The sequence below is a fragment of the Tessaracoccus sp. OS52 genome (genome assembly GCF_020687685.1).
Taxonomy (GTDB): Bacteria; Actinomycetota; Actinomycetes; order Propionibacteriales; family Propionibacteriaceae; genus Arachnia.
Genome location: NZ_JAJEWM010000001.1, coordinates 166878 through 192500, shown reverse-complemented (window position 1 = coordinate 192500; position 25623 = coordinate 166878). Strand labels below are relative to the sequence as shown.

The 25623-nt window shown below is 69.2% G+C and carries 26 protein-coding genes and 1 pseudogene; 17 read left to right on the top strand and 10 right to left on the bottom strand.

Going from position 1 to position 25623, the window contains the following annotated elements; translation table 11 throughout:
• Positions 1-17 precede the first annotated feature (17 nt).
• Positions 18-503 (bottom strand): CarD family transcriptional regulator, encoded by a 486-nt coding sequence (locus LKO27_RS00830; RefSeq protein ID WP_227735011.1) that lies wholly within the window; start codon positions 501-503, stop codon positions 18-20.
• A 114-nt stretch (positions 504-617) separates the two neighbouring features.
• Here LKO27_RS00830 and LKO27_RS00825 point away from each other — a divergent pair, with 114 nt between their 5' ends.
• Entirely contained in the window at positions 618-1112 is a 495-nt protein-coding gene (locus LKO27_RS00825) for a hypothetical protein (protein WP_227735010.1), read from the top strand.
• 12 nt (positions 1113-1124) lie between these two features.
• Here LKO27_RS00825 and LKO27_RS00820 read toward each other — a convergent pair whose 3' ends face one another.
• Together LKO27_RS00820 and LKO27_RS00815 are read right to left on the bottom strand one after the other, a co-directional pair.
• Positions 1125-1802 carry a response regulator transcription factor gene (locus tag LKO27_RS00820; protein ID WP_227735009.1) on the bottom strand — a complete coding sequence of 226 codons (678 nt, stop codon included), beginning with the start codon at positions 1800-1802 and terminating at the stop codon, positions 1125-1127.
• Positions 1803-1804: 2 nt separating this feature from the next.
• Positions 1805-2977: a cell wall metabolism sensor histidine kinase WalK gene (locus LKO27_RS00815; protein WP_227735008.1), complete on the bottom strand. Its 1173-nt coding sequence runs from the start codon at positions 2975-2977 to the stop codon at positions 1805-1807.
• A gap of 208 nt (positions 2978-3185) precedes the next feature.
• Between LKO27_RS00815 and phoU the strand changes: the two genes are divergently transcribed.
• From phoU to LKO27_RS00755, 13 genes and pseudogenes are all read left to right on the top strand, one after another.
• Positions 3186-3851: a phosphate signaling complex protein PhoU gene (phoU, locus tag LKO27_RS00810; protein WP_227735007.1), complete on the top strand. Its 666-nt coding sequence runs from the start codon at positions 3186-3188 to the stop codon at positions 3849-3851.
• A 27-nt stretch (positions 3852-3878) separates the two neighbouring features.
• Positions 3879-4628 (top strand): phosphoglyceromutase, encoded by a 750-nt coding sequence (locus LKO27_RS00805; protein ID WP_227735006.1) that lies wholly within the window; start codon positions 3879-3881, stop codon positions 4626-4628.
• An 80-nt stretch (positions 4629-4708) separates the two neighbouring features.
• Entirely contained in the window at positions 4709-5449 is a 741-nt protein-coding gene (locus tag LKO27_RS00800) for an SDR family oxidoreductase (RefSeq protein ID WP_227735005.1), read from the top strand.
• 308 nt (positions 5450-5757) lie between these two features.
• On the top strand, positions 5758-6897 hold the full coding sequence (locus LKO27_RS00795) for an iron-containing alcohol dehydrogenase (RefSeq protein WP_227735004.1): 1140 nt from the start codon (positions 5758-5760) through the stop codon (positions 6895-6897).
• A gap of 715 nt (positions 6898-7612) precedes the next feature.
• The gene (locus LKO27_RS15445) at positions 7613-7699 is read left to right on the top strand and encodes a putative leader peptide (protein ID WP_370629972.1); all 87 of its coding nucleotides are present in this window, start codon (positions 7613-7615) and stop codon (positions 7697-7699) included.
• Between the two features lie 98 nt (positions 7700-7797).
• Complete coding sequence (locus LKO27_RS00790; RefSeq protein ID WP_227735003.1) at positions 7798-9495, top strand: nitrite/sulfite reductase; 1698 nt, start codon at positions 7798-7800, stop codon at positions 9493-9495.
• Positions 9492-10220, top strand: a pseudogene (locus tag LKO27_RS00785) (phosphoadenylyl-sulfate reductase); the annotation flags it as partial. The gene LKO27_RS00790 and the pseudogene LKO27_RS00785, both read left to right, overlap by 4 nt.
• Before the next feature lie 27 nt (positions 10221-10247).
• Positions 10248-11168 carry a sulfate adenylyltransferase subunit CysD gene (gene cysD / locus LKO27_RS00780; protein ID WP_227737176.1) on the top strand — a complete coding sequence of 307 codons (921 nt, stop codon included), beginning with the start codon at positions 10248-10250 and terminating at the stop codon, positions 11166-11168.
• Positions 11168-12514 carry a sulfate adenylyltransferase subunit 1 gene (locus LKO27_RS00775; protein ID WP_227735002.1) on the top strand — a complete coding sequence of 449 codons (1347 nt, stop codon included), beginning with the start codon at positions 11168-11170 and terminating at the stop codon, positions 12512-12514. Before cysD ends, LKO27_RS00775 begins: the two co-directional genes overlap by 1 nt.
• Positions 12514-13416 carry a sulfite exporter TauE/SafE family protein gene (locus LKO27_RS00770; protein ID WP_227735001.1) on the top strand — a complete coding sequence of 301 codons (903 nt, stop codon included), beginning with the start codon at positions 12514-12516 and terminating at the stop codon, positions 13414-13416. Before LKO27_RS00775 ends, LKO27_RS00770 begins: the two co-directional genes overlap by 1 nt.
• Complete coding sequence (locus LKO27_RS00765) at positions 13413-14087, top strand: CbiX/SirB N-terminal domain-containing protein (protein WP_227735000.1); 675 nt, start codon at positions 13413-13415, stop codon at positions 14085-14087. The genes LKO27_RS00770 and LKO27_RS00765 overlap by 4 nt, the downstream gene beginning before the upstream one ends.
• The gene (locus tag LKO27_RS00760; protein WP_255621964.1) at positions 14062-15957 is read left to right on the top strand and encodes a 2-oxoacid:acceptor oxidoreductase subunit alpha; all 1896 of its coding nucleotides are present in this window, start codon (positions 14062-14064) and stop codon (positions 15955-15957) included. Before LKO27_RS00765 ends, LKO27_RS00760 begins: the two co-directional genes overlap by 26 nt.
• The gene (locus LKO27_RS00755; protein ID WP_227734998.1) at positions 15954-17003 is read left to right on the top strand and encodes a 2-oxoacid:ferredoxin oxidoreductase subunit beta; all 1050 of its coding nucleotides are present in this window, start codon (positions 15954-15956) and stop codon (positions 17001-17003) included. Before LKO27_RS00760 ends, LKO27_RS00755 begins: the two co-directional genes overlap by 4 nt.
• A gap of 125 nt (positions 17004-17128) precedes the next feature.
• On the opposite strand, the gene cobA is transcribed toward LKO27_RS00755, so the two are convergent.
• Together cobA and LKO27_RS00745 are read right to left on the bottom strand one after the other, a co-directional pair.
• Positions 17129-17872, bottom strand: a complete 744-nt coding sequence (cobA, locus tag LKO27_RS00750; RefSeq protein ID WP_227734997.1) for a uroporphyrinogen-III C-methyltransferase — start codon at positions 17870-17872, stop codon at positions 17129-17131.
• Positions 17869-18375 carry a bifunctional precorrin-2 dehydrogenase/sirohydrochlorin ferrochelatase gene (locus LKO27_RS00745; RefSeq protein WP_227734996.1) on the bottom strand — a complete coding sequence of 169 codons (507 nt, stop codon included), beginning with the start codon at positions 18373-18375 and terminating at the stop codon, positions 17869-17871. The genes cobA and LKO27_RS00745 overlap by 4 nt, the downstream gene beginning before the upstream one ends.
• 154 nt (positions 18376-18529) lie before the next feature.
• Here LKO27_RS00745 and LKO27_RS00740 point away from each other — a divergent pair, with 154 nt between their 5' ends.
• From LKO27_RS00740 to LKO27_RS00730, 3 genes are all read left to right on the top strand, one after another.
• Positions 18530-19336 (top strand): WD40 repeat domain-containing protein, encoded by an 807-nt coding sequence (locus tag LKO27_RS00740; RefSeq protein WP_227734995.1) that lies wholly within the window; start codon positions 18530-18532, stop codon positions 19334-19336.
• Between the two features lie 54 nt (positions 19337-19390).
• Positions 19391-20359, top strand: coding sequence for an aldo/keto reductase (locus LKO27_RS00735; RefSeq protein WP_227734994.1), 969 nt, complete (start codon positions 19391-19393; stop codon positions 20357-20359).
• Positions 20360-20477: 118 nt separating this feature from the next.
• Complete coding sequence (locus LKO27_RS00730; RefSeq protein ID WP_227734993.1) at positions 20478-20930, top strand: hypothetical protein; 453 nt, start codon at positions 20478-20480, stop codon at positions 20928-20930.
• 3 nt (positions 20931-20933) lie between these two features.
• On the opposite strand, the gene LKO27_RS00725 is transcribed toward LKO27_RS00730, so the two are convergent.
• The 5 genes from LKO27_RS00725 to LKO27_RS00705 all read right to left on the bottom strand — a co-directional run bounded on the left by LKO27_RS00725 (position 20934) and on the right by LKO27_RS00705 (position 25610).
• Positions 20934-21677 (bottom strand): helix-turn-helix transcriptional regulator, encoded by a 744-nt coding sequence (locus tag LKO27_RS00725; protein WP_227734992.1) that lies wholly within the window; start codon positions 21675-21677, stop codon positions 20934-20936.
• Positions 21678-21897: 220 nt separating this feature from the next.
• Positions 21898-22257 carry a biotin/lipoyl-containing protein gene (locus LKO27_RS00720; protein ID WP_227734991.1) on the bottom strand — a complete coding sequence of 120 codons (360 nt, stop codon included), beginning with the start codon at positions 22255-22257 and terminating at the stop codon, positions 21898-21900.
• Between the two features lie 21 nt (positions 22258-22278).
• Positions 22279-22536, bottom strand: coding sequence for a hypothetical protein (locus LKO27_RS00715; protein WP_227734990.1), 258 nt, complete (start codon positions 22534-22536; stop codon positions 22279-22281).
• Positions 22537-22548: 12 nt separating this feature from the next.
• Complete coding sequence (locus LKO27_RS00710) at positions 22549-24105, bottom strand: acyl-CoA carboxylase subunit beta (RefSeq protein ID WP_227734989.1); 1557 nt, start codon at positions 24103-24105, stop codon at positions 22549-22551.
• Between the two features lie 11 nt (positions 24106-24116).
• On the bottom strand, positions 24117-25610 hold the full coding sequence (locus LKO27_RS00705) for a methylmalonyl-CoA carboxytransferase subunit 5S (RefSeq protein ID WP_227734988.1): 1494 nt from the start codon (positions 25608-25610) through the stop codon (positions 24117-24119).
• Positions 25611-25623 lie beyond the last annotated feature (13 nt).

The window sequence follows — 25623 nt, the reverse complement described above, 5'->3', positions numbered from 1 at the left end:
GAGTTTGCTCTGCGAGTTCAGGAAGCCAGGACCTCGTCGAGCAGGTGCTCCGCCCGGTCCTCCGCGACGTCCTCGGCCAGCGCCAGCTCGGCGACGAGGATGGTGCGCGCCTTGGCGAGCATCCGCTTCTCACCGGCGGAAAGGCCCTTGTCACGGTCACGTCGCCAAAGGTCGCGGACGACCTCGGAGACCTTGATGACGTTGCCGGAGTGCAGCTTCTCGAGATTGGCCTTGAAGCGGCGGGACCAGTTGGTGGGCTCCTCGGTGTGCTCAGCGCGCAGCACACTGAAAACCCGCTCCAGCCCAGCGGCGTCGACCACGTCCCTCACGCCGACCAGATCCAGGTTGTGCGCCGGAACCCTCACCACCAGGTCGTTCTGACCGATGATTCGCAGTACCAGGTAAAGTCTGTCCTCGCCCTTGATCTGGCGGGTCTCCAGGTCTTCGATGACTGCCGCCCCATGATTGGGGTAGACCACCGTTTCGCCGACTGAAAAAGTCATAGGTTATGGCCCCTTTCCTCAGGTTCATTCTACCATGTCGGGGGGTTGAACCCTTTTCATCCCGGATCGTCGGTATAGGATGACCGCGACCTCGCCCCTACCCGGAGGAGCTCCATGTCAGCGTCAACCCCGAATCGTCGTGTCCGGACGTGGCTGGCCGCCGCCGCGCTGGCAGCAGTCCTCACCACCGGTTGCACCGCGGGAGACTGGCGCTATGACGCACCTCCAGCGGCAGGCGTGCAGGCAGACGCCGGCCCTGTGAAGGCTCGCAACTTCCTGGTGGTGGCCGACGAGTCCGGCCAGGCCGCCGTGCTGGGCACCATCGTCGCGAGCGAGGACGTCACGCTCACCGGCGTCGCGGTGGCCGCGGAGGACGAGAACGGTGAACGGGGCGAGCCGGTGATGCTCGACCTGGGCGGGGAAGAGATCCGCCGCAACGGCGTCCTCAAGCTGGATGCCGGCAACGCCACCGTCGAGGGCGCCGAACTCCTCCCGGGACGGCTCGCGCACGTCGCGCTGCAGTTCGAGGACGGAACCCAGCTCGTGCTGCAGACGCCCGTGATGTCGGCCGAGCACGCGGACTACGACGAGGTCCTCGAGGGCGCCTGAGGGCCGGGCCCGTCAGCCCTGGTACTTGTAGCCGAGTCCCCGCACGGTGATCAGCCGCTCGGGGTTCGAGGGGTCCTTCTCGATCTTGGAGCGCAGCCGCTTGATGTGCACGTCGAGGGTCTTGGTGTCGCCGACGTAGTCGCTGCCCCAGATCCTGTCGATGAGCTGACCGCGGGTCATCACCCGGCCCGCGTTCCTCAGCAGCAGTTCGAGCAGTTCGAACTCCCGCAACGCGAACCGCACGTCCACGCCGTCGACGTTGACCTGGTGGCGCTCGACGTCGATGCGCACCCCGTCGACCTCCACGACCTCGGGCAGCAACACCTGGTCCTGGCCGCGGCGCAGCACCGCCCGGATCCTGGCCACCAGTTCCCGGTGGCTGAAGGGCTTGGTGACGTAGTCGTCGGCACCCAGTTCAAGTCCGACCACCTTGTCGACCTCGGAGTCCCGGGCGGTGACCATGACGATGGCGACGTTCCCGCGCTGGCGCAGTTGGCGGCACACCTCCATGCCCGTCATTCCGGGCATCATGAGGTCCAGCAGCACCAGGTCCGCGCCGGAGCTGTCGAACTCGGCCAGCCCCGTGGCGCCGTCGGGTGCGGAAGAGACGTCGAAACCCTCCTTGCGGAGCATGAAGGTGAGGGCCTCGCGGTAGGAGTCCTCGTCCTCGATGATCAAGATGCGCGTCACGATCAGTCCTCGTCCTCTTCGATTTCGTCGGGCTCATCCTCGCCCAGGTACACGGGGAGGCGGAGCGTGAAGGTGGAGCCCTGGTGCGGGCGGGACCACACGCGGATGGTTCCCCCGTGCGCCAGTGCGATGTGCCGCACGATGGACAGTCCGAGACCGGTGCCGCCGTTGCCCCGGCTCCGACCGTAGTCCACGCGGTAGAACCGCTCAAAAATGCGGGCCTGGTCCTCAATGGAGATGCCGATCCCGTTGTCGGCGACCTTGATCTCGACGAACTCGTCGCCGTCCTCGACGACACCCACGACCGACACTGCCACCCTTGCGTTGACGTCGGAGTAGACGATGGCGTTCTGCACCAGGTTGGTGACCGCGTCGGCGAGCTGCCAGCGGTTGCCGTGCACCCGGAAGGGCGTCGGCGACTTGGCCCGGATGAGGTTGACGCCACGGTTGGCGGCCAGGACGCGCGCCCTGCCGAGCGCCTCGTCGATGACCTCGTCGACCTCCACGATGTCCTCGAGCACCGCGGGGTCCGACGACTGCAGGCGTGACAGGTCGATGATCTGGCTCACCAGCTCACTGAGCCGGCTGCTCTCCATCTGGAGTCGTCCGACGAACTTGGATACCGCCTCCGGGTCATCGCTCGCGGCCTCGATCGCCTCCGCGAGGATGGCGATGGCGCCGATTGGGGTCTTGAGCTCGTGGGAGACGTTGGCGACGAAGTCCCGGCGCACCGCCTCCACGCGCCGGTGGGCCGACTCGTCCTCCGCGATGACCAGGACCATGTCGTCTTCCAGGGGGATCACCCGTCCGGTGAGCTCCAGCACCTCGGTGCCCGGTTCGCGTTCACGCTCGATGGTGCCGGTGAAGGTCTTCCCGGACTCCCTGGCCTGCCGGACCAGGGCGAGGAGTTCCTTGAACCCGATCCGGGTCCCCCGGACCAGACCCATGCCGGCGCCGGCGTCGTTGGAGGCCAGGACCTCGTCGTGGGAACCGACGAGGACGGCACCGTGACCGAGCGCGTCGACGATCCGCGCCAGGTCAGGGGTGGCCTGGCTCCCGGGTGCCGGGCGGAGCATCCGCTGCCGGCTTTCGATGCCTCGGCGGATTCCGATCACGAGGAGCACGACGGCCAGGGTCGTGAGCGCGCCGATCAGACCGGCCAGGGCAGGGGGCATGCCCGCATCCTATTCCCCGTTCCTGGGGTGCCGGGCGCACCGGCAGGGCTGGGCGCAACCAAGGATTCACCCATCGTTCACGAGCCGGACACCTGCTGCTGGGGCAATGACGGATGCGTTGGCTAGCCTCGACATGACCCCGCCCTGAGGCGGCGAAACCACGTCAGCCACTAGACTGACCCAAGACCTCTGAGAAAGGGCGACAACGATGCGCGCTAGCTACCACGAAGAACTCGAAGGCATCCTGGACAGGCTCCATGAGATGTCGCGCCTGGTCGAGGTCGCGATGACGGAGGCAACCGCAGCGCTCCTGACGGCAGACCTGGGACGCGCCGAGTCCGTGATCTCCGACGACGCGAAGCTGGACGCCATGCACGAGGAACTTGAGTACAAGTGCCTCTCGCTGCTGGCCTTGCAGGCCCCCGTCGCCGGCGAGCTGCGCACCATTGTCTCGGCCATTCGCGTGGTCTTCGAACTGGCCCGCATGGGGGACCTGTCGGCCCACATCGCCAAGATCGCACGCCTGCGCTTCCCCAGCCACGCCGTCGTGGAGGAACTCGAACCCAACTTCCAGCGCATGAGCGAGGTCTGCGTGAAGATGGTGCAGATCGCCTCCGCCAGCCTCCGTGACCACGACGCGTCGGAGGCCATGTCGCTGGCGTCGATCGACGTCGAGGTGGACGAACTGCGCAGGGACCACTTCGCCACGGTCCTCGACGACAACTGGCAGGGCACCACCGCCCAGGCAGTCGACGTCGCGTTGCTGGGACGCTACTACGAGCGGTTCGCCGACCACGCCGTCGCCGTTGCTCGCCGCGTCATCTACCTCGTCACCGGCCACGCCCCCGAAGGGGAGCACTGGCCGAACGCCTGAGGTGGGCCACCTGTAGTGTTTGGTCCCATGACCGGAAAGCTGATCCTGCTCCGCCACGGTGAGAGCGAATGGAATGCCAAGAACCTGTTCACCGGCTGGGTGGACGTCGACATCAACGAGAAGGGCGTCGGGGAGGCTGAGAAGGCCGCCGAGCTCATGAAGAGCGAGGACCTGCTGCCCGACGTGCTGCACACCTCGCTGCTGCGTCGCGCCATCCACACGGCCAACATCGCCCTCGACGGCTGTGATCGCCACTGGATCCCCGTGAAGCGCAGCTGGCGCCTCAACGAGCGCCACTACGGCAAGCTCCAGGGGCTGAACAAGACCGAGATCCGGGACCAGTTCGGCGAGGAGCAGTTCATGCAGTGGCGTCGCAGCTACGACGTCCCGCCGCCGCCGATCGAGCCGGACTCCGAGTTCAGCCAGCACAACGACCCCCGCTACGCCGACATCCCCGAGGCCGAGCGTCCCCTGACCGAATGCCTCAAGGACGTCGTCGCCCGGATGCTGCCGTACTGGCACTCCGACATCGTCCCGGACCTCGAGGCGGGCAAGACCGTGCTGATCGCCGCCCACGGCAACTCGCTGCGCGCGCTGGTCAAGCACCTCGATGACATCTCTGACGACGAGATCTCCGGCCTCAACATCCCCACCGGGATCCCGCTGTACTACGAACTCGACGAGGACCTGAAGCCGGTCACCCGCGGGGGACGTTACCTTGATCCCGATGCTGCGGCCGCGTCCATCGAGGCCGTCAAGAACCAGGGCAAGAAGTAGCGCCGCTGCCCAGAGTTTTGTCGCGACGCCCGTCCCCAGCCCGGCGGCCGGGCGTCGCCGCGTCTGGGTAGGTTGTCCCCATGAGCAACCGCACCGCCGTCGTCACCGGCGCATCCTCCGGGATCGGAGCCGCCACCGCCCGTCGCCTCGCCGCCGACGGCTTCCACGTCTTCTGCGCCGCCCGGCGGGTAGAGCGCATCGAAGCCCTCGCCGCGGAGATCGGCGGCACGGCCGTCGCCTGCGACATCACCTCGGCCGACGACGTCGCCCAGCTCGCGGAGCACGTGGGGCCGAGGCTCGAGGTACTGGTGAACAACGCCGGTGGTGCCATCGGGCTGGAACCCGTCATGGACGCGGACCTCGACGGCTGGGCGCGAATGCTGGATGTCAACGTCGTCGGCACCGGCCGGGTCACGAAGGCGCTGCTCCCGGCGCTGGTGGCCGGCGAGGGCGTCGTGGTGTTCGTCACGTCCACCGCGGCCGAGGTCACCTACGAGGGGGCCGCCGGGTACTGCGCCGCGAAGGCCGGCGAACGGGCCATCGTCGAGGCGCTGCGGCTGGAGATCTACGATCTGCCGGTGCGCGTATGCGAGATCAGCCCCGGGATGGTCAGGACCGAGGAGTTCTCGTTGACCCGGTTCGACGGCGACGAGGAGCGCGCGGCCGCGGTGTACGCCGGCGTCGCGGAGCCGCTGGTGGCCGAGGACATCGCCGACGTGGTCTCGTGGGTGGTCACGAGGCCCTCCCACGTCAACATCGACCGCATGGTGGTGCGCCCGCGGGCACAGGCCGCGCAGCACAAGGTCCACCGGGTGCCCTGACCCCCCCGCCGAGCGGTGGCTCACCAGCGCTCCCAGCCATTCACCAGCGCTCCCGCCCGTTCACCAGCGTTGTTCGTCCCGACCAGCGCTTCCAGCCATTCACTAGCGCTCCCCCACCGTTCACCAGCGCTTCCAGCCGTTCACCAGCGTTGTTCGTCGCGACCAGCGCTACGAGGCTGGTGTCGCGCAACAACGCTGGTCAATCGTCGGCGGTGAGCCGCGTCCGCTGACCTGCCGTGGAGAATCCGAGAGTGCGGGAATCCGTGCACCGCGACGCCCACCCGCGCACCGTCTGGCACGCTGGTCCCATGACCGCATTCTCGTTCGCCACTGCCGCCACGATCAGGTTCGGGGCGGGCACCGTCGAAGGGCTCGCCGACGAGGCAGGGCGGTTGGGCCGCCGCCCCTTCCTGGTGACCGGATCGAACAGGCGGCGCACGGACCCGGTGACCGCCGAACTCGCCGAGGTGGGCCACTTCGCCCTCGACGGCGAACCCACCTTCGACGACGCCCGCACCGCCGTTGGCGCGGCCCGGGAGGCGGAGGCCGACGTCATCGTCGGCATCGGTGGCGGTGCGGTGCTCGACCTCGCCAAAGCCGTCGCCAGCCTCGTCGTCGCCGACGGTGACCCGCTCGACTACGCCGAGGTGATCGGTGCCGGCCACAGGCTGCCGGCGACGTCGCTGCCGTTCGTGGCGGTCCCGACGACTGCGGGCACCGGCTCCGAGGTCACGTCGAACGCGGTCCTGTCCTCACCGGTGCACCAGGTGAAGGTGTCACTGCGGTCCCCGTCTATGCTCGCGAAAGTGGCGATCATCGACCCGGAGTTGACGGTCTCCTGCCCCCGGGACGTGACCTCACAGTCCGGGATGGATGCGCTGACCCAGTGTCTGGAGCCCCTCACGTCCCGGATGACCAATCCTCTCGTCGAGGCGCTGGCGCTCGCCGGCCTCCGGTCCGCCGCACGAGGGCTCGTCCGCGCGGTGGAGAACGGGCATGACCTGGCGGCGCGCACCGACGTCGCGTTCTGCTCCCTCATGGGCGGGCTGTCGCTGGCCAACGCGAAGCTCGGCGCCGTTCACGGGCTGGCCGGAGTCCTCGGTGGCACGACGGGCGCCCCGCACGGCGCCATCTGTGCCGCGCTGCTGGCGCCGACGACGTCGGCCAACATCCGGGCGCTCTCCCAGCGCGAGCCCGACTCTCCGGCCCTGGCCGGGTACCTGCTCGCCGCGGAAACACTGACGGGCGAGCTCTCGCTCCAGGCGCTGGAGGACTGGCTGGTCGAGCTCGCCGTCCGGCTCGGCACCCCCGGACTGGCCGCTCTCGGCCTGCGCGCCGAGGACCACGACGACGTCGTCGCCAAGGCGGTGAGGTCGAGTTCCATGAAGGGCAACCCGATCGACCTCACCGGCGACGAACTGCACGCCATCTTGGCATCAGCAGACTGACGGGACCGGTCGCACCCTTACCAAGGTCCTCGAGTCCCGCTGCGCCCCTTACCAAGTTCTCGGGCCCCGCTGCGCCCCCCTCATCAGGCCCCGCCCGTCGCGCGGAGGCGACGTCGCGGGTCGCCCGCGCGATTCACCAGCGTTGTTGCGCGCCACCAGCCGTAGAGGGCTGGTCACGACGAACAACGCTGGTCAACGCGCGGGAGCGCTGGTCGACACGCAGGAGCGCTGGTCACCGCACGGGAGCGCTGGTCGACACGCAGGAGCGCTGGTGGACGCTCGGGAGCGCAGGTGGACGCTCGGGGGCGCTGGTGGATCGCGCGATTCACCAGCGTTGTTGCGCGCCACCAGCCGTAGAAGGCTGGTCACGACGAACAACGCTGGTCGACGCGCGGGAGCGCTGGTCGACGCGCGGGAGCGCTGGTCGACGCGCGGGAGCGCTGGTGGACGCGCGATAGACGCGGTGGACGACCCGCAGCCCCGGCACCGGCGGCGCCATCGGCTTGTGTGAGCGCGGGCCAGCAACGAGGCGGCGACGCACCAGCGGGGCCGGACACGCCAGGCGTCGACACCCATGAAGTCCGCCGAAATATCACATGGATCGGGGAATAGCTGTTCGCCCTCAGCAGATTCCGCGCTCCCGAGGCCGGCCCGGTCCGCTGGGTGAGATGCCGGGAAAAAGTGACCCCGCCGCCCACCTACTGTTTCGCCCACGATGATTACCTTTCGCAACCCGCACCTCGTGAGTCGACCTCACGTTGATCTGGCGCGCGTTGCGTCGGCCATGTGTCTGGGCAACTGAAGCCCGACGACCTCCTCCAGAGACTCCCGGGCCCAGCCTGAGCCCGGTGAAGTCCAGGTTCCAGCGGGCCCGCCCTCGTCCCGAACCAAGAAGGAACCATGACCACCACCACCCCATCCCGCGTGCGCCAGTCGGCGTCGGGCAAGTCCAACGGCCAGTGGCTCGTCGACGGCACGGAGCCGCTCAACCCCAATGAGGTGTTCAAGGCCGCCGAGAACCCGTTGAACGTTCGCCAGCGGATCATCGACGTCTACTCCAAGCAGGGCTTCGACTCGATCCCCACCGAGGACCTGTTCGGCAGGTTCCGCTGGCTGGGCATCTACACCCAGCGCAAGCAGGGCGTCGGCGGCGAGCACACCGGCAAGTGGAGCGACGAAGAGCTCTCCGACCGCTACTTCATGATGCGCATCCGCATCGACGGCGGCGCGCTCACCACCGAACAGCTGCGCGTGGTGGCCGGCATCTCCACCGACTTCGCCCGGGACACCGCCGACATCTCCGACCGCCAGAACATCCAGCTCCACTGGGTCGCCATCGAGGACGTCCCCGAGATCTGGCACCGGCTCGAGTCGGTCGGGCTGGAGACGACGATGGCCTGCGGCGACACCCCGCGAGGATTCCTCGGTTCCCCCGTCGCCGGCATCGCAGCCGACGAGATCATCGACCCGACGCCCGTCATCCGGGAGATCGTGGACCGCTACATCGGCGACGAGACCGTCGCCAACCTGCCGCGCAAGTTCAAGACCGCGATCACCGGGCACCCCAGCCTCGACGTCGTGCACGAGATCAACGACATCTCGCTGGTGGGCGTCGTGCACCCCGAACTCGGCCCCGGCTACGACCTCTGGGTGGGCGGCGCGCTGTCCACGACGCCGCGCCTGGCCGAGCGCCTGGGGGCGTTCGTCCGCCAGGAGGAGGCCGCCGAGGTCTGGTACGGCGTCATCGGCATCTTCCGCGACTACGGCTACCGCCGCCTGCGCAACAAGGCACGCCTGAAGTTCCTGCTGGCCGAGTGGGGCCCGGAGAAGTTCCGCGAGGTCCTCGAGACCGAGTACCTGGGCCGCCGCCTCGCCGACGGGCCCGCCCCGGCCCCCGCCAGGACGCCCGGCGACCACGTCGGCGTGCACGAGCAGAAGGACGGCCTTCGCTACGTCGGGCTCGCCCCCACCGTCGGCCGCGCCTCAGGCACCCGCCTCGCCGCCCTCGCGGACCTGGCCGAGCAGGCCGGCTCCCGGCGCATCCGGTTCACCCCGCACCAGAAGGTGGTGGTCCTCGACGTCGAACCCGACGCCGTCGACGCGCTGCTGGAGGGCACCGAGAACATCGGTTTCACCGGGCGCCCCTCGCCGTTCCGCCGCAACACCATGGCCTGCACCGGCATCGAGTTCTGCAAGCTCAGCTTCGTCAACACCAAGGACACCGCGAGGGAGACCATCGCCGAGCTCGAGCAGCGGCTGGCCGGCGTCGAGATCGACACCCCCATCACGCTCAACGTGAACGGCTGCCCCAACTCCTGCGCCCGGATCCAGGTGGCCGACATCGGCCTGAAGGGCCAGCTCGCCAAGGGCGCCGACGGCGGCAACGAATTCGCCTACCAGGTGCACCTGGGCGGGGGCCTCGCCTCCAGCGACCGCGACGAGCCCGGCCTGGGCCGCACCCTGCGCGGCCTGAAGGTGACCGCCGTGGAGCTGCCCGACTTCGTCGAGCGCCTGGTGCGCAACTTCCTCGCCGAGCGCGCCGACGGTGAGAGCTTCTCCACCTGGGCGCACCGAGCCGAAGAGGAGTCGCTGCGATGACGACGATCGCCCCGCCCGCCCACGGACCCGGACGCGTCCGCACGACGGCCGAGCTCCGGGCCATCGCCGAGGAGGCCTCCGAGCGCTTCGCCGACGCCACCGCCGACGAGGTGCTCGCCTGGGCCGCCGAGACCTTCGGGCGCAACCTCGTCGTCGCCTGCTCGATGGCGGCCGACACCGTGGTGCCGCACCTGGCCGCGCAGCACTCCCCCGGCGTCGACGTGCTGTTCCTGCAGACCGGCTACCACTTCGTCGAAACCATCGGCACCCGGGACGCCCTGGCGCACGCCGTGGACGTCCGGATCGTGGAGGCGCTGCCCAGGCTCACCGTCGCGGAACAGGACGCCGAGCACGGCCCACGGCTCTACGAGCGTGACCCGCAGGCCTGCTGCGCCATGCGCAAGGTCGAGCCCATCAACCGGGAACTGGCCAGCTACGAGGCCTGGGTCACCGGCGTGCGGCGTGAGGACAACGCCCTGCGCGCAAACACCCGTCTGGTCGAGTGGGACGCCGCGCACGAGATGGTCAAGATCAACCCCGTCGCCGCGTGGACCACCGAACAGGTGATGGAGTACGCGGGCCGCCACGGCGTCCCCGTGAACTTCCTGCTCGACGAGGGCTACCCGTCGATCGGGTGCGAACCCTGCACCCGCCCCGTCGCGCCCGGCGAGGACCCCAGGTCCGGCCGCTGGGCCGGATTCGCCAAGACCGAATGCGGCCTCCACGTCACCCCGGAACAGGAAGGAGCCCCCATGCGCGAGACCTCGGTCCTGCCCGGCAGGTCCCTCAGCCACCTGAAGGCACTCGAGTCCGAGGCCATCCACATCTTCCGCGAGATCGTCTCGGAGCTGGAACGCCCCGTGCTCCTGTTCTCCGGCGGCAAGGACTCCATCGTCATGCTGCACCTGGCCGCCAAGGCGTTCTGGCCGGCGCCCGTGCCCTTCCCGGTCCTGCACGTCGACACGGGCCACAACTTCCCGGAGGTGCTCGCACACCGCGACGCCACCGTCGAGCGCCTGAAGCTGCGCCTGGTGGTGGCGAGCGTGCAGGACTACATCGACGACGGCCGCCTCCTGGAGCGGGCCGACGGCACCCGCAACCCGCTGCAGACCCAGCCGCTGCTCGACGCCATCGCCGAAGGCCGCTTCGACGCCGTCTTCGGCGGTGGGCGGCGCGACGAGGAGAAGGCCCGCGCCAAGGAGCGGGTGGTGAGCCTGCGCGACGAGTTCGGCCAGTGGGACCCGCGCAACCAGCGCCCCGAGCTGTGGAATCTGTACAACCCCAGGCACCGCCCCGGGGAGCACGTGCGCGTGTTCCCGCTCTCCAACTGGACCGAACTCGACGTCTGGCGCTACATCGCCGCGGAGAACATCGACCTGCCCAGCCTCTACTACGCCCATGAACGCGACGTGTTCAGCCGCGACGGCATGTGGCTCGCCGTCGGGGACGTCTCCCAGCCCCGCGACGGCGAACGGGTCGAGCGCCGCCTGGTGCGGTACCGCACCGTCGGCGACATGTCCTGCACCGGCGCCGTCGAGTCCGACGCCCGCACCGTCGCGGACGTGATCGCGGAAGTCGCGCTCACGCGCATCACCGAACGAGGCGCAACCCGCGCCGACGACAGGGTCACCGAGGCCGCCATGGAAGACCGCAAGAAGGAGGGGTACTTCTGATGCACGACCTCAACACCCAGCTGCAGCACCCGGAACCGACGCTGCTCAGGATCGCCACCGCCGGCAGCGTCGACGACGGCAAGTCCACGCTCGTGGGGCGGCTGCTCTACGACTCGAAGGCGGTGCTGGCCGACCAACTCGAGGCTGTCGAGCGCGTCAGCCTGGCGAAAGGCCTGGGGCACGTCGACCTGGCGCTGCTCACCGACGGCCTGCGCGCCGAGCGGGAGCAGGGCATCACCATCGACGTCGCCTACCGCTACTTCGCAACCGCGAAGCGCACGTTCATCCTGGCCGACTGCCCCGGGCACGTGCAGTACACCCGCAACACCGTCACCGGATCCTCGACGGCCGATGTGCTGGTCCTGCTCGTGGACGCGCGCAAGGGTGCGCTTGAGCAGACCCGCCGCCACCTCGCCGTCGGGCAGTTGCTGCGGGTGCCGCACATCATCGTCGCGGTCAACAAGATCGACCTGGTGGACTACTCACAGGACCGTTTCGACGAGATCGCCGCCGACATCTTCCGGCTGGCCGACGAGCTGGGCGTGCCCGACCTCCGGGTGCTGCCGGTCTCCGCGCTGGTGGGCGACAACATCGTCGACCGCTCCGAGAAGCTCTCCTGGTACGCGGGACCCTCGCTGCTGGAGCTGCTGGAGGAACTGCCGTCGGCCGACGCCACCGAGCGGCCGTTCCGCTTCCCCGTGCAGCTGACCATCCGGCCGCAGGACGCGGCGCTGGATCCGCGCCACGTCGAGTACCGCGGCTACGCCGGGCAGGTGGCCTCCGGCGTCGTGCGGGTGGGTGACCCCGTGGTGGTGCTCCCCTCGGGGCGTCGCACCACCGTGGTCGGCATCGACACCCCCGACGGCGAGCTCGGGGAGGCCTTCGCGCCGCAGTCGGTGACCCTGCGCCTGGCCGACGACATCGACATCACCCGCGGTGAGCTGATCGCCGGGGCCGAGGCGCCGCCGGAGCCGACGCAGGACCTCGACGGCATGGTCGCGTGGCTGGCGGAGCGTCCGCTGCGCGTCGGGCAGAAGGTCCTGGTCAAGCACACCACCCGCACGACGCAGGCCGTGGTCCGCGACATCGACGGGCGCCTGGACCTGGACACGCTGCGGCCTCAGACCACCGAGTCCCTGGAGCTCAACGACCTCGGCCGGGTGCGGCTGCGGCTCGCCGCCCCGATCATGGCCGAGGCCTACGCCGCCTCCAGGCAGACGGGCTCGTTCCTGCTCATCGATCCCCAGTCCGGCGCCAATCTGGCAGCGGGCATGATCCGCGGCGACGAGGCCTTCTCCGACGAGGCCGCCGTCCCCGTCGACGCCACCCCGAACTGGTCGATCTGATGCGCAAGCTCGTCCTGATCGGACTCGTGGGCCTGGCGGCCCAGCTGGTCGACGGCGCCCTCGGCATGGGCTACGGCGTCACCTCCAGCTCGCTGCTGCTGCTGGTTGGGCTCAGCCCGGCGCTGGCCAGCGCCTCGGTGCACCTGGCGGAGGTGGGCACCAACGTCGCCTCCGGCCTGTCGCACTGGCGGCTGGGCAACGTCGACTGGCGCCTCGTGCTGCGGCTGGGCGTGCCGGGCGCCGTCGGCGCGTTCGCCGGGGCGACGTTCCTGTCGAACCTGTCCACGCAGTGGGCCGCGCCCGTGATGGCGGTCATCCTGGCGCTGCTCGGCTCCTACATCCTGGCCAGGTTCGCGTTCCGCCCACCGGCGGTCTCCGACGCGCGCCGCACGCCCCACACCTCCCGGTTCCTGGTCCCACTCGGGCTGTTCGGCGGTTTCGTCGACGCCACCGGCGGCGGCGGGTGGGGTCCGGTGTCGACGACGTCGCTGCTCAGCGCCGGCAGGACCGCCCCGAGAACCGTCATCGGATCGGTGGACACCTCGGAGTTCCTGGTGTCGTTCTTCGCCTCCGTCGGGTTCCTCGCGGCACTCGGCACCTCCGGGCTCGACTTCCGGATCGTCGGGGTCCTGCTGCTCGGCGGCCTGATCGCAGCACCCGTCGCGGCGTGGCTGGTCACCAAGCTGCCCGCCCGGGTGCTGGGCACCGCGGTGGGAGGGATCATCGTCCTGACCAACCTGCGCACCCTGCTGGGTGCTTTCGGCGTCCGGGTCGACGTGCAATGGCTCGCCCTCGGGGTGGTCGCGGTGGTCTGGGTCGGGCTCGTGTCCCACGCCGTGGCGCAGCACCGCCGGCAGCGTCCCGCCGAACCCGCCCCTGCCCTGGAATCGGAGCTGGTGTGAGCGCGACCCTCATCATCGCCCTGCATGGCACGCGGCACCGCCGTGGGGTCGAGTTCGCCGACGAGTTGCGCGCCGCCGTCTCGGCCGCGGCCCCCGGGGTCCCCGTGGAGATCGGCTGGGTGGACATCCACGACGAACTGCTCGCGGAGACCGTGCAGCGCTTCGAACGCTCCGTGATCGTGCCGGCATTCCTCGCGGCGGGCTACCACGTGGACCACGACGTCGAGGAGGCGGTGGCCCAGTCCGGCGGGCGCGCCGTCGCCACCGGCCATGTCGGGCCGGAACTGGTGCGGGCCATCGCGGACCGGTTGCTGGCCGCGGGTCCGCTGGGCGACGCCGTCGTGCTGGCGGCCATCGGGTCAAGCCGCCCGGGAGCGAACGCCGAGGTGCTCGCCACGGCCGAGCGCCTCTCGGAACTGGTTGAGAGGCCCGTAGGGACCGGGTTCATCTACGCCTCCCAGCCGACCCTCGCCCAGGCGGTCGAACAACTGAACGCCGACGGCCACCACGACCTGACCGTCGCCACCCACGCGCTTGCCCCCGGCCTCTACCTGGACCACATCGCGGCTCTGGGGCTGCGCGCCGTCGCCGAGCCCATCGGCATCCACCCCCATCTCGTCTCCGCGATCGTCAGCCGCTACCGCGCTGCCACGCCCGCCGAGGCCTCCTGAGAAGAGAGTTGAACCAGAAGTGACCACCACCCCACTGGACCGCGTCGTAATCCGCTTCGCCGGTGACTCCGGCGACGGCATGCAGCTCACCGGTGACCGCTTCACCGCCGACGCTGCCGCCATCGGCAACGACTTCGCCACCCTCCCCAACTTCCCGGCCGAGATCCGGGCGCCCCAGGGCACCATCGCCGGCGTCTCCAGCTTCCAGCTCCACTTCGCCGGCGACGACATCCGCACCCCCGGTGACCGTCCCGACGTGCTCGTGGCGATGAACCCGGCCTCCCTGAAGGCCAACGTGGCCGACCTCCGCCGGGACGGCATCCTGATCGTCGACACCCACGACTTCACCAAGCGCAACCTGGCGAAGGTCGGCTACGAGGCCGATCCGCTGACCGACGGTTCGCTGGAGGACCATGAGGTCCACGCCGTCGACCTGACCGGCCTGGCGACCGCCGCCGTCGAGTCGTTCGGGCTCGGCCGCAAGGACGCCGCCCGGTCCAAGAACATGGTGGCGCTGGGCCTGCTGACCTGGCTGTACTCCCGGCCCACCGAACCCACGATCGAGTTCCTCGAGCGCAAGTTCGCCAAGAACCCGCTCATCCGCGACGCCAACCGCGCCGCCTACCTCGCCGGCTACCACTACGGCGAGACCACCGAGGACTTCACCGTCCGCTACGAGGTCAAGCCGGCGTCGCTGCCGTCGGGCACCTACCGCCAGATCACGGGCAACAAGGCGCTCGCGCTCGGCCTCATGGCCGGGGCCGCCAAGTCCGGCCTGCCGCTGTTCCTGGGCGCCTACCCCATCACCCCCGCCTCCGACGTCCTGCACGAACTGTCCCGCCACAAGGACCACGGCGTGATGACGTTCCAGGCCGAGGACGAGATCGCCGCCATCGGGTCCGCGCTGGGCGCCTCCTACGGCGGGCACCTCGGGGTGACCGTGACGTCGGGCCCGGGCATGGCACTGAAGAGCGAGTTCATCTCGCTGGCGCTGATGCTCGAGCAGCCGCTGGTGGTGGTCGACGTGCAGCGTGCCGGACCCTCGACGGGCATGCCCACCAAGACCGAGCAGGCCGACCTGCTCCAGTCGGTGTTCGGCCGACACGGTGAGGCACCGGTCCCGGTGATCGCGGCCCAGTCGGCCGGCGACTGCTTCGACGTCGCAGTCGAGGCCACCCGGATCGCCCTGGCCTACCGCACGCCCGTGATCGTGCTCTCCGACGGCTATCTGGCCAACGGTGCCGAGCCCTGGCTGGTGCCAGACCTCGAAGCCATGCCCGCCATCGATCCGGGCTTCGCCACCGAACCCAACGCCGAGGGGGGCAAGTTCCTGCCCTACCTGCGCGACGACAAGCTCGCCCGCGCGCTGGCCCTGCCGGGTACGCCGGGGCTGGAGAACCGGATCGGCGGCATCGAGAAGGCCGACGGCACCGGCTCCATCTCCTACGACCCGGCCAACCACGACGCCATGGTGCGGCTGCGCCAGGCGAAGGTGGACGGCATCGCGGAGTCCATCCCGGACCTCGTGGTGGACGACCCGAGTGGGGAGGCCGACGTCCTGGTCATCGGCTGGGGCTCGACGTGGGGACCCATCGGAGCGACCGCGCGGCGCGTGCGCCGTCGGGGCCGGAAGGTGGCCACCGTCCACCTGCGGCACCTGAACCCGTTCCCGAAGAACCTCGGTGCGATCCTGCGCTCCTACGAGCGCGTGATCGCCCCCGAGATGAACCTCGGCCAGCTGGCCCTGCTGCTGCGCGCGAAGTACCTCGTCGACGTGGAGACCTACTCGCGGGTGCGCGGGTTGCCGATCTCGCCGTCGGAGTTCGAGGCAGACCTGCTTGACATCATCGACTCGAAGGACGCCCGATGAGCATCTACCACCCCGACAGCGGCCTCGCCCGGGTGCCGCTCTCACTGACCCCGACCAATCGGAAGGACTTCGTGTCCGACCAGGAGGTGCGCTGGTGCCCGGGCTGCGGCGACTACGCCGTGCTGGCCGCGTTCCAGTCCCTGATGCCGCAGCTCGGCGTGCGCCGGGAGAACACCGTCATCATCTCCGGGATCGGTTGCAGCTCGCGGTTCCCGTACTACCTCGACACCTACGGCATGCACTCCATCCACGGGCGCGCGCCGTCGATCGCAACAGGGTTGGCGATGGCCCGCCCGGACCTGGCGGTGTGGGTGGTGACCGGCGACGGTGACGCCCTCTCCATCGGCGGCAACCACCTGATCCATGCCCTGCGGCGCAACACCAACATCACGATCCTGCTGTTCAACAACCGGATCTACGGCCTCACCAAGGGGCAGTACTCACCGACGTCGGAGTCCGGCAAGGTGACGAAGTCGACGCCCGCGGGATCGGTTGACCACCCGTTCAACCCGGTGAAGCTGGCGCTGGGCGCGGAGGCGACGTTCGTGGCCCGCACCGTCGACTCCGACCGCGCCCACCTCACCGAGGTCATGACCCGCGCCGTCCAGCACCGCGGTGCCTCGCTGGTGGAGATCTACCAGAACTGCCCGATCTTCAACGACGGCGTGTTCGACGGGCTGAAGGCGCCCGACTCCCCCGCGATCATCCCGCTGCGCCACGGCGAGCCGCTGGTCTTCGCCGGCGGCACGCGCAGCGTGGTCCGCGACGCGGTGACCGGCCGGCTCAGCGTCGTGCCCACCGACGAGGTGGGCGGGCGGACCGTCGTCGTGCACGACGAGACCTCCGACGACGTCGCGGAGGCGATGGCGATCGCCGCCCTGACCGACAGCCACGGCCTGAGCCAGTCACCGATCGGCATCTTCCGCGACGTCCAGCGTCCCGTCCACGACGACGCCGCCCGCGCCCAGGTCTCGATGCCGACGCCCGAGGAGCGCATCGGGCACCTGCAGTCGCTGGTAACCGGGCACGACACCTGGACCGCCTGACGACGGCCCTGGTCCCGGCGCCGGTGTGATCGCTTAGGTGTGGTGGGAAGGACGGTCAATCGTCACTACCGCCACACCTAAGGGGGGCCGAATCGAGGACGCGGTCGTCTTCACGGGGCCAGGCGCTACTCCAGCGCGAGAGCGGCCACTGCACCCACCACCACGATCGCCGGCGGGTTGACCCCCGCAGCCGCGGTGTCCTCGCCCACGCGGTCCAACTGGCTGCGCAGCGTCCGCTGCGACGGGGTGGTGCCGTCGGCGACGACGGCGACGGGCGTCGCTGTGGCAAGTCCACCAGCGATGAGGGCGGCCGCTATGGCCGCAAGGTTGTGGACCCCCATCAGGACCACGATGGTCAGGCCGGAGCGGGCCAGCGCCTCCCACTCGACCTCGCTGCGGTCGTCGCCGGGTGGCACGTGGCCGCTGACCACGCAGAACCCCTGCGACAGACCCCGGTGTGTCAAGGGAATCCCCGCCAGGGCCGGGACGGCGACGGCGGACGTCACGCCCGGGATCACCCGGACCGGGACGCCGGCCTCTGCGCAGGCGAGCCACTCCTCACCGCCACGGCCGAACACGTAGTTGTCACCGCCCTTCAGGCGCACCACCCGCAGCCCTCGCTTGGCCCGATCCACGAGCAGTCGGTTGATCTCCTCCTGCGGCGTGAACTCCCCGCGCGGGATCTTCCCCACGTTTATGATCTCGGCACCCTCGGGGCACTGTTCCAGGAGCTCGAGAGGACCGAGCCTGTCGTGGAACACGACCTCGGCCTGCTTGATCGCCTCCAGCCCGGCGACGGTGATGAGCCCGGGGTCTCCGGGACCACCACCCACGAGGGTGACGGTGCCGGGCATGAGATCGGCGCTCATGCGGTCTCGCCGATCGCTCGTCTGATGGCCTCCCGGACGGCCTTGGACCGCTGCGGATTCCGGTTGCCGATGACCGCCACCGTGAGGTCGTCCAGGTTGTAGGTGGCCGGGGTCCAGGCGGAGCCGCCCAACGCGTCGTCGCACCGCACGCAGAACGTGTGACGCGCCTCAGCTCCGGCGGCGACGGCGGCGTTCACATCGGGCGAGTCCGTGGCGGCCAGCACGTACCAGGCACCGTCGAGGTCCCCGTCCACGAAGGATCGGCGACGCCACGCCACCAGGCCCTCGCTGTCCAGCTCGGCGATCCCGTCCGTGGCCTCGGGTGCCACGACCCGCACCCTTGCGCCAACCTCGAGCAACCGCTCCAGCCGCCGCTCCGCGACTGCGCCGGCACCCACCACCAGCACATCGCGTCCCTGCAACAGCAGACCGGCCAGGTAGGCCGGGGATCCGTGGCCGGACTCACCGTCGGGATCGAGGGCGTACTCATCGGCTGCGGGCATGGCCGGAAGTCTAGTCGGGGCGGTCGTTGACCCCGCACGGCGCAGCACTCTGTTACACGCCTGCAACTTCGCGCGACGGCGAGTCCGGCCCATGCGGGCGATGGCACCCCGCGCGGGCTAGTCTTTCCCGGGAGATGGGAAGGGGTCGAGGCCGATGTCGCTGCGGGACACCGTGGATCCGACGATCCGCTACGTCTCGGGTCTGGCGCTGGCCCCCGACGGTAGCGAACTGGCGTCGGTCTACCTGAATCGCATCGTGGTGTGGAAGACCGCGACCGGGAGGGTGGCGCGGGTCGTCGGGACGGTTGACGTGCCGCGGCCGCTCCTGCACTGGAGCCCCGTCGGAAACCTCTTGCTCACCGTCAGCCGCGACGGTCGGCTCCTGCTCCGCAGCCCCTCGCGCGACGCCGTCGTCGCCCAGCTCGTGGGCCATCAGGTGACCGGCGGCGTCGGTGTCATGGACGCCCTGTTCAGCCCCGGCGGCGAGTGGGTCATCAGCGTCGGCGCCGACCACACGGTCCGTCGCTGGGACGTGGCCAGAGGCGAGGAGGTGGCGCGCGCTGACCTGGAGCCGCGGATCGCACCGCGGCGCCTCGCCTTCTCCCCTGCGGGTGAGGAGATCGTCATGACCCGGGCGGGCGGGCCGGCGCGGCTGCTGGATGCCATGTCCTTGGCGGACCTGGGCGAACTGGGGACGGTCGAGGCCGCCGTCGCCTCACCCCGGGGCGTGGTGTTCGGACCAGACGGCGCCTTCCTCGCCGCCCTGTCCGCCTTGGGGATCTGGATGGGCCGCATCAACGACTCCGACCTGCGCCAGATCGTCGCGCTCCCGGAACCGGACATCACCCACGCCCGCTTCTCCCGCGACGGCGTCCTCTACACCAGCACCGGCAGGGGCGGGATCAGGGCCTGGCGTCCCGCCACGGGCAGGATGCTGCGCACCTTCGACGACCCGGCCTGAGCGGCACGACACAATCGGGTAGGTTAAATACAAAACCGAAGATTGGAGTCAACAATGCAGTACACCCAACTCGGACGGACGGGACTCAAGGTTTCGAGGCTCGTGCTGGGCACGATGAACTTCGGGCCGCAGACGGAGGAGTCCGACTCCCACGCAATCATGGATGCCGCACTGGACAAGGGCATCAACTTCTTCGACACCGCCAACGTCTACGGCGGCACCGAGCACCGGGGCTGGACCGAGGAGATCATCGGCCGCTGGCTGGCGAAGTCGGGCCGTCGCGACGAAGTGGTCCTCGCAACCAAGGTCTACGGCGACATGACCAAGCGGCCGAACGACTCGAAGCTGTCGGCGGTCAACATCCGACGCGCCGTCGACGCGTCCCTGCGCCGTCTCCAGACCGACCACATCGACCTTTACCAGATGCATCACGTGGACCGGAACACGCCGTGGGAGGAGATCTGGCAGGCGATGGACACCCTCGTCACGCAGGGCAAGATCGTCTACGTCGGATCCTCGAACTTCGCGGGCTGGCACATCGCAGCCGCAAACGAGTCGGCGCGGGCGCGCCACAGCCTGGGGCTGGTGAGCGAGCAGTCGCTGTACAACCTCACGGCGCGCCAGGTGGAACTTGAGGTGATTCCCGCGGCACAGGGCTACGGGCTTGGGGTCATCCCCTGGTCCCCGCTCGGCGGTGGTCTGCTGGGCGGCGTGCTCAAGAAGATCGAGGGCGGTCGCCGTGCCGCAGACCACATGGCCAAGGAGATCGAGTCGCGTCGGGAGCAGCTGACCAAGTGGGAGGACTTCTGCGACGAGCGCGGCGAGCAGCCCGGCGACGTCGCGCTGGCCTGGCTCCTGCACCGCGAGGGCGTGACCGGACCGATCATTGGCCCCCGCAACATGGATCAACTCGACGGCGCCCTGCGCGCCCTCGACATCGAACTCGACGACAACGCCATGGACACCCTCGACGAGATCTTCCCCGGCCCCGGTGGGCCGGCGCCGGAGGCCTACGCCTGGTGATCCGGGCTCGTCCTGCCCCCGCTACGCACCAGTGCGTATTCCTATCCTCCGGGCTGGACGCGGAGACTACTGGTGGCCCGGCGAATGGCTGGGCCACCAGACCAACAGGGGGAAACACATGACCACTCACAAGGCAATGCGTCGGCTGGGCGCGATCGCCAGCGGAGCGATCGCGATCGCCGTCGCGAGCGCGTCCGTCGCCAGCGCACATCACTGCTACAAGGACGACTGGGCCCAAGCGGCCTACGAGCACCACCTGGCAGGCGGCACCGCCTGGGTGTCGCTGAGCGACCTCGGAACCATGTTCCTGCTGACACCGGAGCAGCAGGCCGTCTGCAGCTTCGTCGTCGACGACGCCGTCGCGGCCTGGATGGATGAACGTGACATCACGCAGGAGCCGCTGATCCACTCGAAGGCGACCGTCGGCGGCGGCGCGTTCTACAAGAAGGGCAAGGCTCCCGGCCCCTTCGAGTACCTGGGCGACGCGGACTTCATGGCCCTCGAAATGGCGGTTGCAGCCGGCCTCGAGGCCAACGACTGCCCCATGCCCGAATCCGAGCCGGAGGCCTGAGCCTCAGGCATCCATCAGTAGGCCTCTGCGTTGGGCGGCCAGCACGGCTGAAAGCCGGTCCGCAGCCCCCAACTTCCGGTAGAGGTTCTCCTGGTGCTTGTGGACTGTGCGGGGGGAGATCGCCAGCCTTGCTGCGATCCCCTCCGCCGTCCTGCCTTGCGAGATCAGCAGCAGCACCACGCGCTCCCGGGGCGTGAGACGCGGGCCGTTGTCCTGGGACAAGGCCGCCGTTGTCGCCCGGAGAAGACGGCAGTGCCGGGCGATGCCGACCAGCAAGGGTCGCACCGTCGCCAACTGCTCGACATCGGCCGGCCGGAACGGCTGCTCGGCGATCAGGACCCAGCCGTCGTAGGGATCGCCCGGCTCCGCGAGGGGAACGGAGAGTTGCTCCTCGGAGAGCCGCAGGTCGCGCATCCTCTCCATGACGTCCAGTTCGATTGCCCAGCCCGCGCGCACGACGTCGCGCATCAGGGCTGGGCTTCGTTGTCCGGTGTCGGTGAAGTAGGCGTGGAGCGGATGGCGTCGGATCTCGGCAGCGGTTGGCCACTGCTCCTGGGGGGCGTCGAAGTAACCTGAGATTTCGATGGAGATCTCTTCTGGGTCCAGAGCACTCAACGTGACCCGGGAGGCGAGGCCCGCAGGTGTGTGGCTGGTGAGGGCAGCCGCCACCAGGCGCTGCGCCCCATCGGCGTCCGGCTGCGACAACACCTCGCCTGCGAGCTCCAGCCAAGCCTTCCCCTGGTCCATAGTTCAGTCCCCCTAGCTGAATACAGACTCCCGCGTCCCCTTGCCGTCAAGACGCAGACCCAAGATGTTAACCCGGCATTATTCGCCGCGCGGGGAAACTGGCCAGAAAACACTCCAGTGGGGTGTCCTTGTCGAATGACCAACAAGGACACCCCACTGGAGGCACAACCCCCGCGCCTTGTCGGGGGAACAAGGGCTGGGGAGCCTGAGGGGGTGCGGCCTAGAACTCGATGAGAGCCTGCCCGCCCTGAACGGCTTCGCCCGGCGCGACGAGGATTCTGGCGACGGTGCCCGCCTGGGGCGCGGTGATCTCGGTCTCCATCTTCATGGCCTCGAGGATCAGCAGCACCTGGCCGGCCTGGATCTCGTCGCCCTCGGCCACCAGGATCCGGGCCACGGAGCCCGCCAGCGGTGCGACGACGGCGTTCGAACTCACCGCCGACACCGACGCCTTGGTCGGGATCTGGTTGGACCCGGCGTTCACTCCGATGATGATCGGCCCAAGGCCCTTGGGCTCCTCCTCCTCGACCTCGACGTCGATCTCGTACTCCGTCTGGTTGACGGTCACCTTCAGCTTCATCTGGATACTCCTATGGGATCGTCAGCGGACGTGGGGGACTCGACGGTCGTGGGTGCGCTCGCGGGTGGCGGCGGCCCAACGGGACTGGGAGCCGTAACGGACGGCCCGGATCCTGGCCTTGTGGCCGAAGTAGGCGGCCACCGCGGCACCGATCGCCACCAGATCCGCCTCCGGGATCTCCTTCTCGGACTCGAGCTCGGCGACGCGGGCCTCCAGCGCCGCCAGCTTCTCGGTGAGGGCTGCGAGCTGGGCGAGGAGTTCCTCGTTGTTGGGTTCCATGGCCATCTCCGATCAGACCGGCCCGAGGCCGTGCTTCTTGGCGGGGCGGATCTCGCGCTTGCCCATGAGCAGCTCCAGCGCCATCGCGATCTGGCGACGGGTGTCGGCCGGGTCGATGATGTCGTCGACGAGCCCGCGGCTGGCCGCCATGTATGGGGTGGAGAACGTCTCGCGGTACTCCTCCACCAGCTCGGCCCGCCTGGCGTCCTTGTCCTCGGCCGCCTCGATCTCCCTGCGGAAGACGACGCCCGCGGCACCTTCGGCACCCATGACGGCGATCTCCGCCGTCGGCCAGGCGAACACCTTGTCCGCGCCGAGGTCCTTCGAGCACATCGCCAGGTAGGCGCCGCCGTAGGCCTTGCGCAGCACGACGGTGATCTTCGGCACAGTCGCCGCCGAGTAGGCGTAGAGCATCTTCGCGCCGTGGCGGATGATTCCGTTGTGCTCCTGGGCGACGCCAGGCAGGAAGCCGGGGACGTCGACGAGGTTCACCACGGGGATGTTGAAGGCGTTGCAGAACCGGATGAACTGCGAGGCCTTGTCAGAGGAGTCGATGTCCAGCACGCCGGACATGACCGACGGCTGGTTGGCGATGATGCCGACGGTGCGGCCGACGATGCGCCCGAACCCGACGACGATGTTCATCGCCCAGCCCGCCTGCACCTCCAGGAAGTCGCGGTGGTCGACGATCTCGGAGATCACCTCCCGCACGTCGTAGCCCTTGTTGCTTGCCACGGGGATGATCTCGCGGAGCTTGGGGTTGGACTCCACCACGTCGTCGGGGTCGACGATGGGCGGGTCCTCGGTGTTGTTCTGCGGCAGGAAGCTGAGCAGCTTCTTGGCGATCAGGATGGCCTGCTCGTCGTCGTCGGCCACGAAGTGCACGACGCCGGAGCGCGACATGTGGGCGTCGGCGCCGCCCAGGTCGTCCTGGGTGACCTCCTCACCGGTGACCTGCTTGATGACGCCGGGGCCCGTGATGAACATGTGGGCCTTGCGGGTCTGGATGATGAAGTCGGTCAGGGCCGGCGAGTAGGCCGCGCCACCGGCGCAGGGGCCGGCGATGATCGAGATCTGCGGAACTGCGCCGGAGAGCAGCACGTTGGCGTAGAACACCTTGCCGTAGCCGGAAAGGGAGTCGATGCCCTCCTGCACACGGGCGCCGCCGGAATCGTTGATGAAGATGAACGGGGTGCCGGTGGTCAGGGACGCGTTGAGCATCTCGGTGACCTTGATGGAATGCGCCTCCCCCGCGGACCCGCCCATGACCGTGAAGTCCTGGCTGGCCAGGTGCACGGGGCGACCCAGCACGGACGCGGAGCCCGTGACGACGCCGTCGGCCGGCAGGTCGGCCTTGTCCATCCCGAAGGTGGTGGTGCGGTTGCGGCGGAAGGCCCCGGTCTCCTGGAAGGAGCCCTCGTCGATCAGGGACTCGATCCGCTCCCGGGCCGTCAGCTTGCCCTTGGCGCGGTGCTTGTCCAGCTTGTCGGCCCCACCGCCCGCCTCGACCGCGGCGCGGCGTTCGGCGAGCTGCTCGAGTCGCTCGGCCATCGTGTGTTGCTTGGTCATTTACCTGCTCCTCAGACTGGCTCGACGGAAACGCTGTGCTGGCGGCCGGCGAAGGTGACGTTGTACTTCACGGGCCCGGTGATGCCCTGGTGAGCCGTGCCTGCGGCCTCCTTCTCGGCCTTCAGCTGGGCATCGGTCTTCGCGACGCTCTTGGGGCCCTCGGCGCGGGTGGCGAAGAACGCCGGGGCGACCCCCGGGAACATCGCGTTGGTGAGGACGTCCTCCTCGCTGCCATTGCTGCCCTCCAGGGCTTCGGCCTGCTTCTGCAGGTCCTCCCACTCGGGCTTCAGCAGGTCCGCGGGACGTACTGTGATCGGCTCCTTCTTCGCCTGGGCCTGTGCCATCGCGACCACCTCGGGGTTGCGCTCGCCGAGACACTCGCCGTAGTAGCCGAGCATCAGGTCGGCGAACTCGCCGGTCATCACCTTGTAGCGGCCCATGAGCACGTTGAACACGGCCTGGGACCCCACGATCTGCGACGAGGGGGTCACCAGCGGCGGGTGGCCCGCGTCGGCCTTCACCAACGGGACCTCCTCCATGACCTCAGCGAGCCTGTCGCCGGCGCCCTGCGCCTTGAGCTGGCTCTCCATGTTCGAAAGCATCCCGCCGGGGATCTGGGACAGGAAGATGTCGGTGTCCACCAGTGTCTTGGACTCGAACTCGGCGTACTTGGGGCGGACCTTGCGGAAGTGGTCACGGATCCGAAGCAGGCGCTCCATGTCCAGCCCCGTGGTGTAGTCGGTGCCCTCCAGCATCGCCACGAGCGACTCGGTGGGGTTGTGACCCGGGCCGAGAGCCATCGAGGAGATCGCCGTGTCGACGACGTCGGCGCCGGCCTCGATGGCCTTCATCAGGCTGACCAGCGTGACGCCGGTGGTGGCGTGGCAGTGGACGTTGATCTGCACGTCGCCGTAGGTGTCCTTGATGCCCTTGACGATGTCGTAGGCGGGCTGGGGCTGGAGGAGCGCGGCCATGTCCTTCAATGCGATGGACTCGGCTCCCATGTCCAGCAGCTGCCCGGCGAGCTTGATGTAGCCCTCGACGGTGTGGACCGGCGAAATGGTGTAGCAGATGGTTCCCTGGGCGTGCTTGCCAACCTTCTTGACCGCTTCCATGGCGTGGGCCATGTTGCGGGGGTCGTTCAGGGCGTCGAAGACGCGGAAGACGTCCATGCCGTTCTCGGCCGACTTCTCGACGAACTTCTCCACCACCATGTCCTCGTAGTGGCGGTAGCCGAGCAGGTTCTGGCCGCGCAGCAACATCTGGAGGCGGGAGTTGGGCATCAGCTCACGGAATGTCCGGAGCCGTTCCCAGGGATCCTCGTTGAGGAAGCGGATGGCGGAGTCGAACGTCGCTCCGCCCCAGCACTCGACTGACCAGTAGCCGGCCTGGTCGATGTCGGCGCATGCGTCGACCATGTCTTCGGTAGCCATGCGGGTGGCCATCAAACTCTGGTGCGCGTCGCGGAGTACCAGCTCAGTGACGCCGATCTTTCGTGGACTCATGCCTTCAATCCAA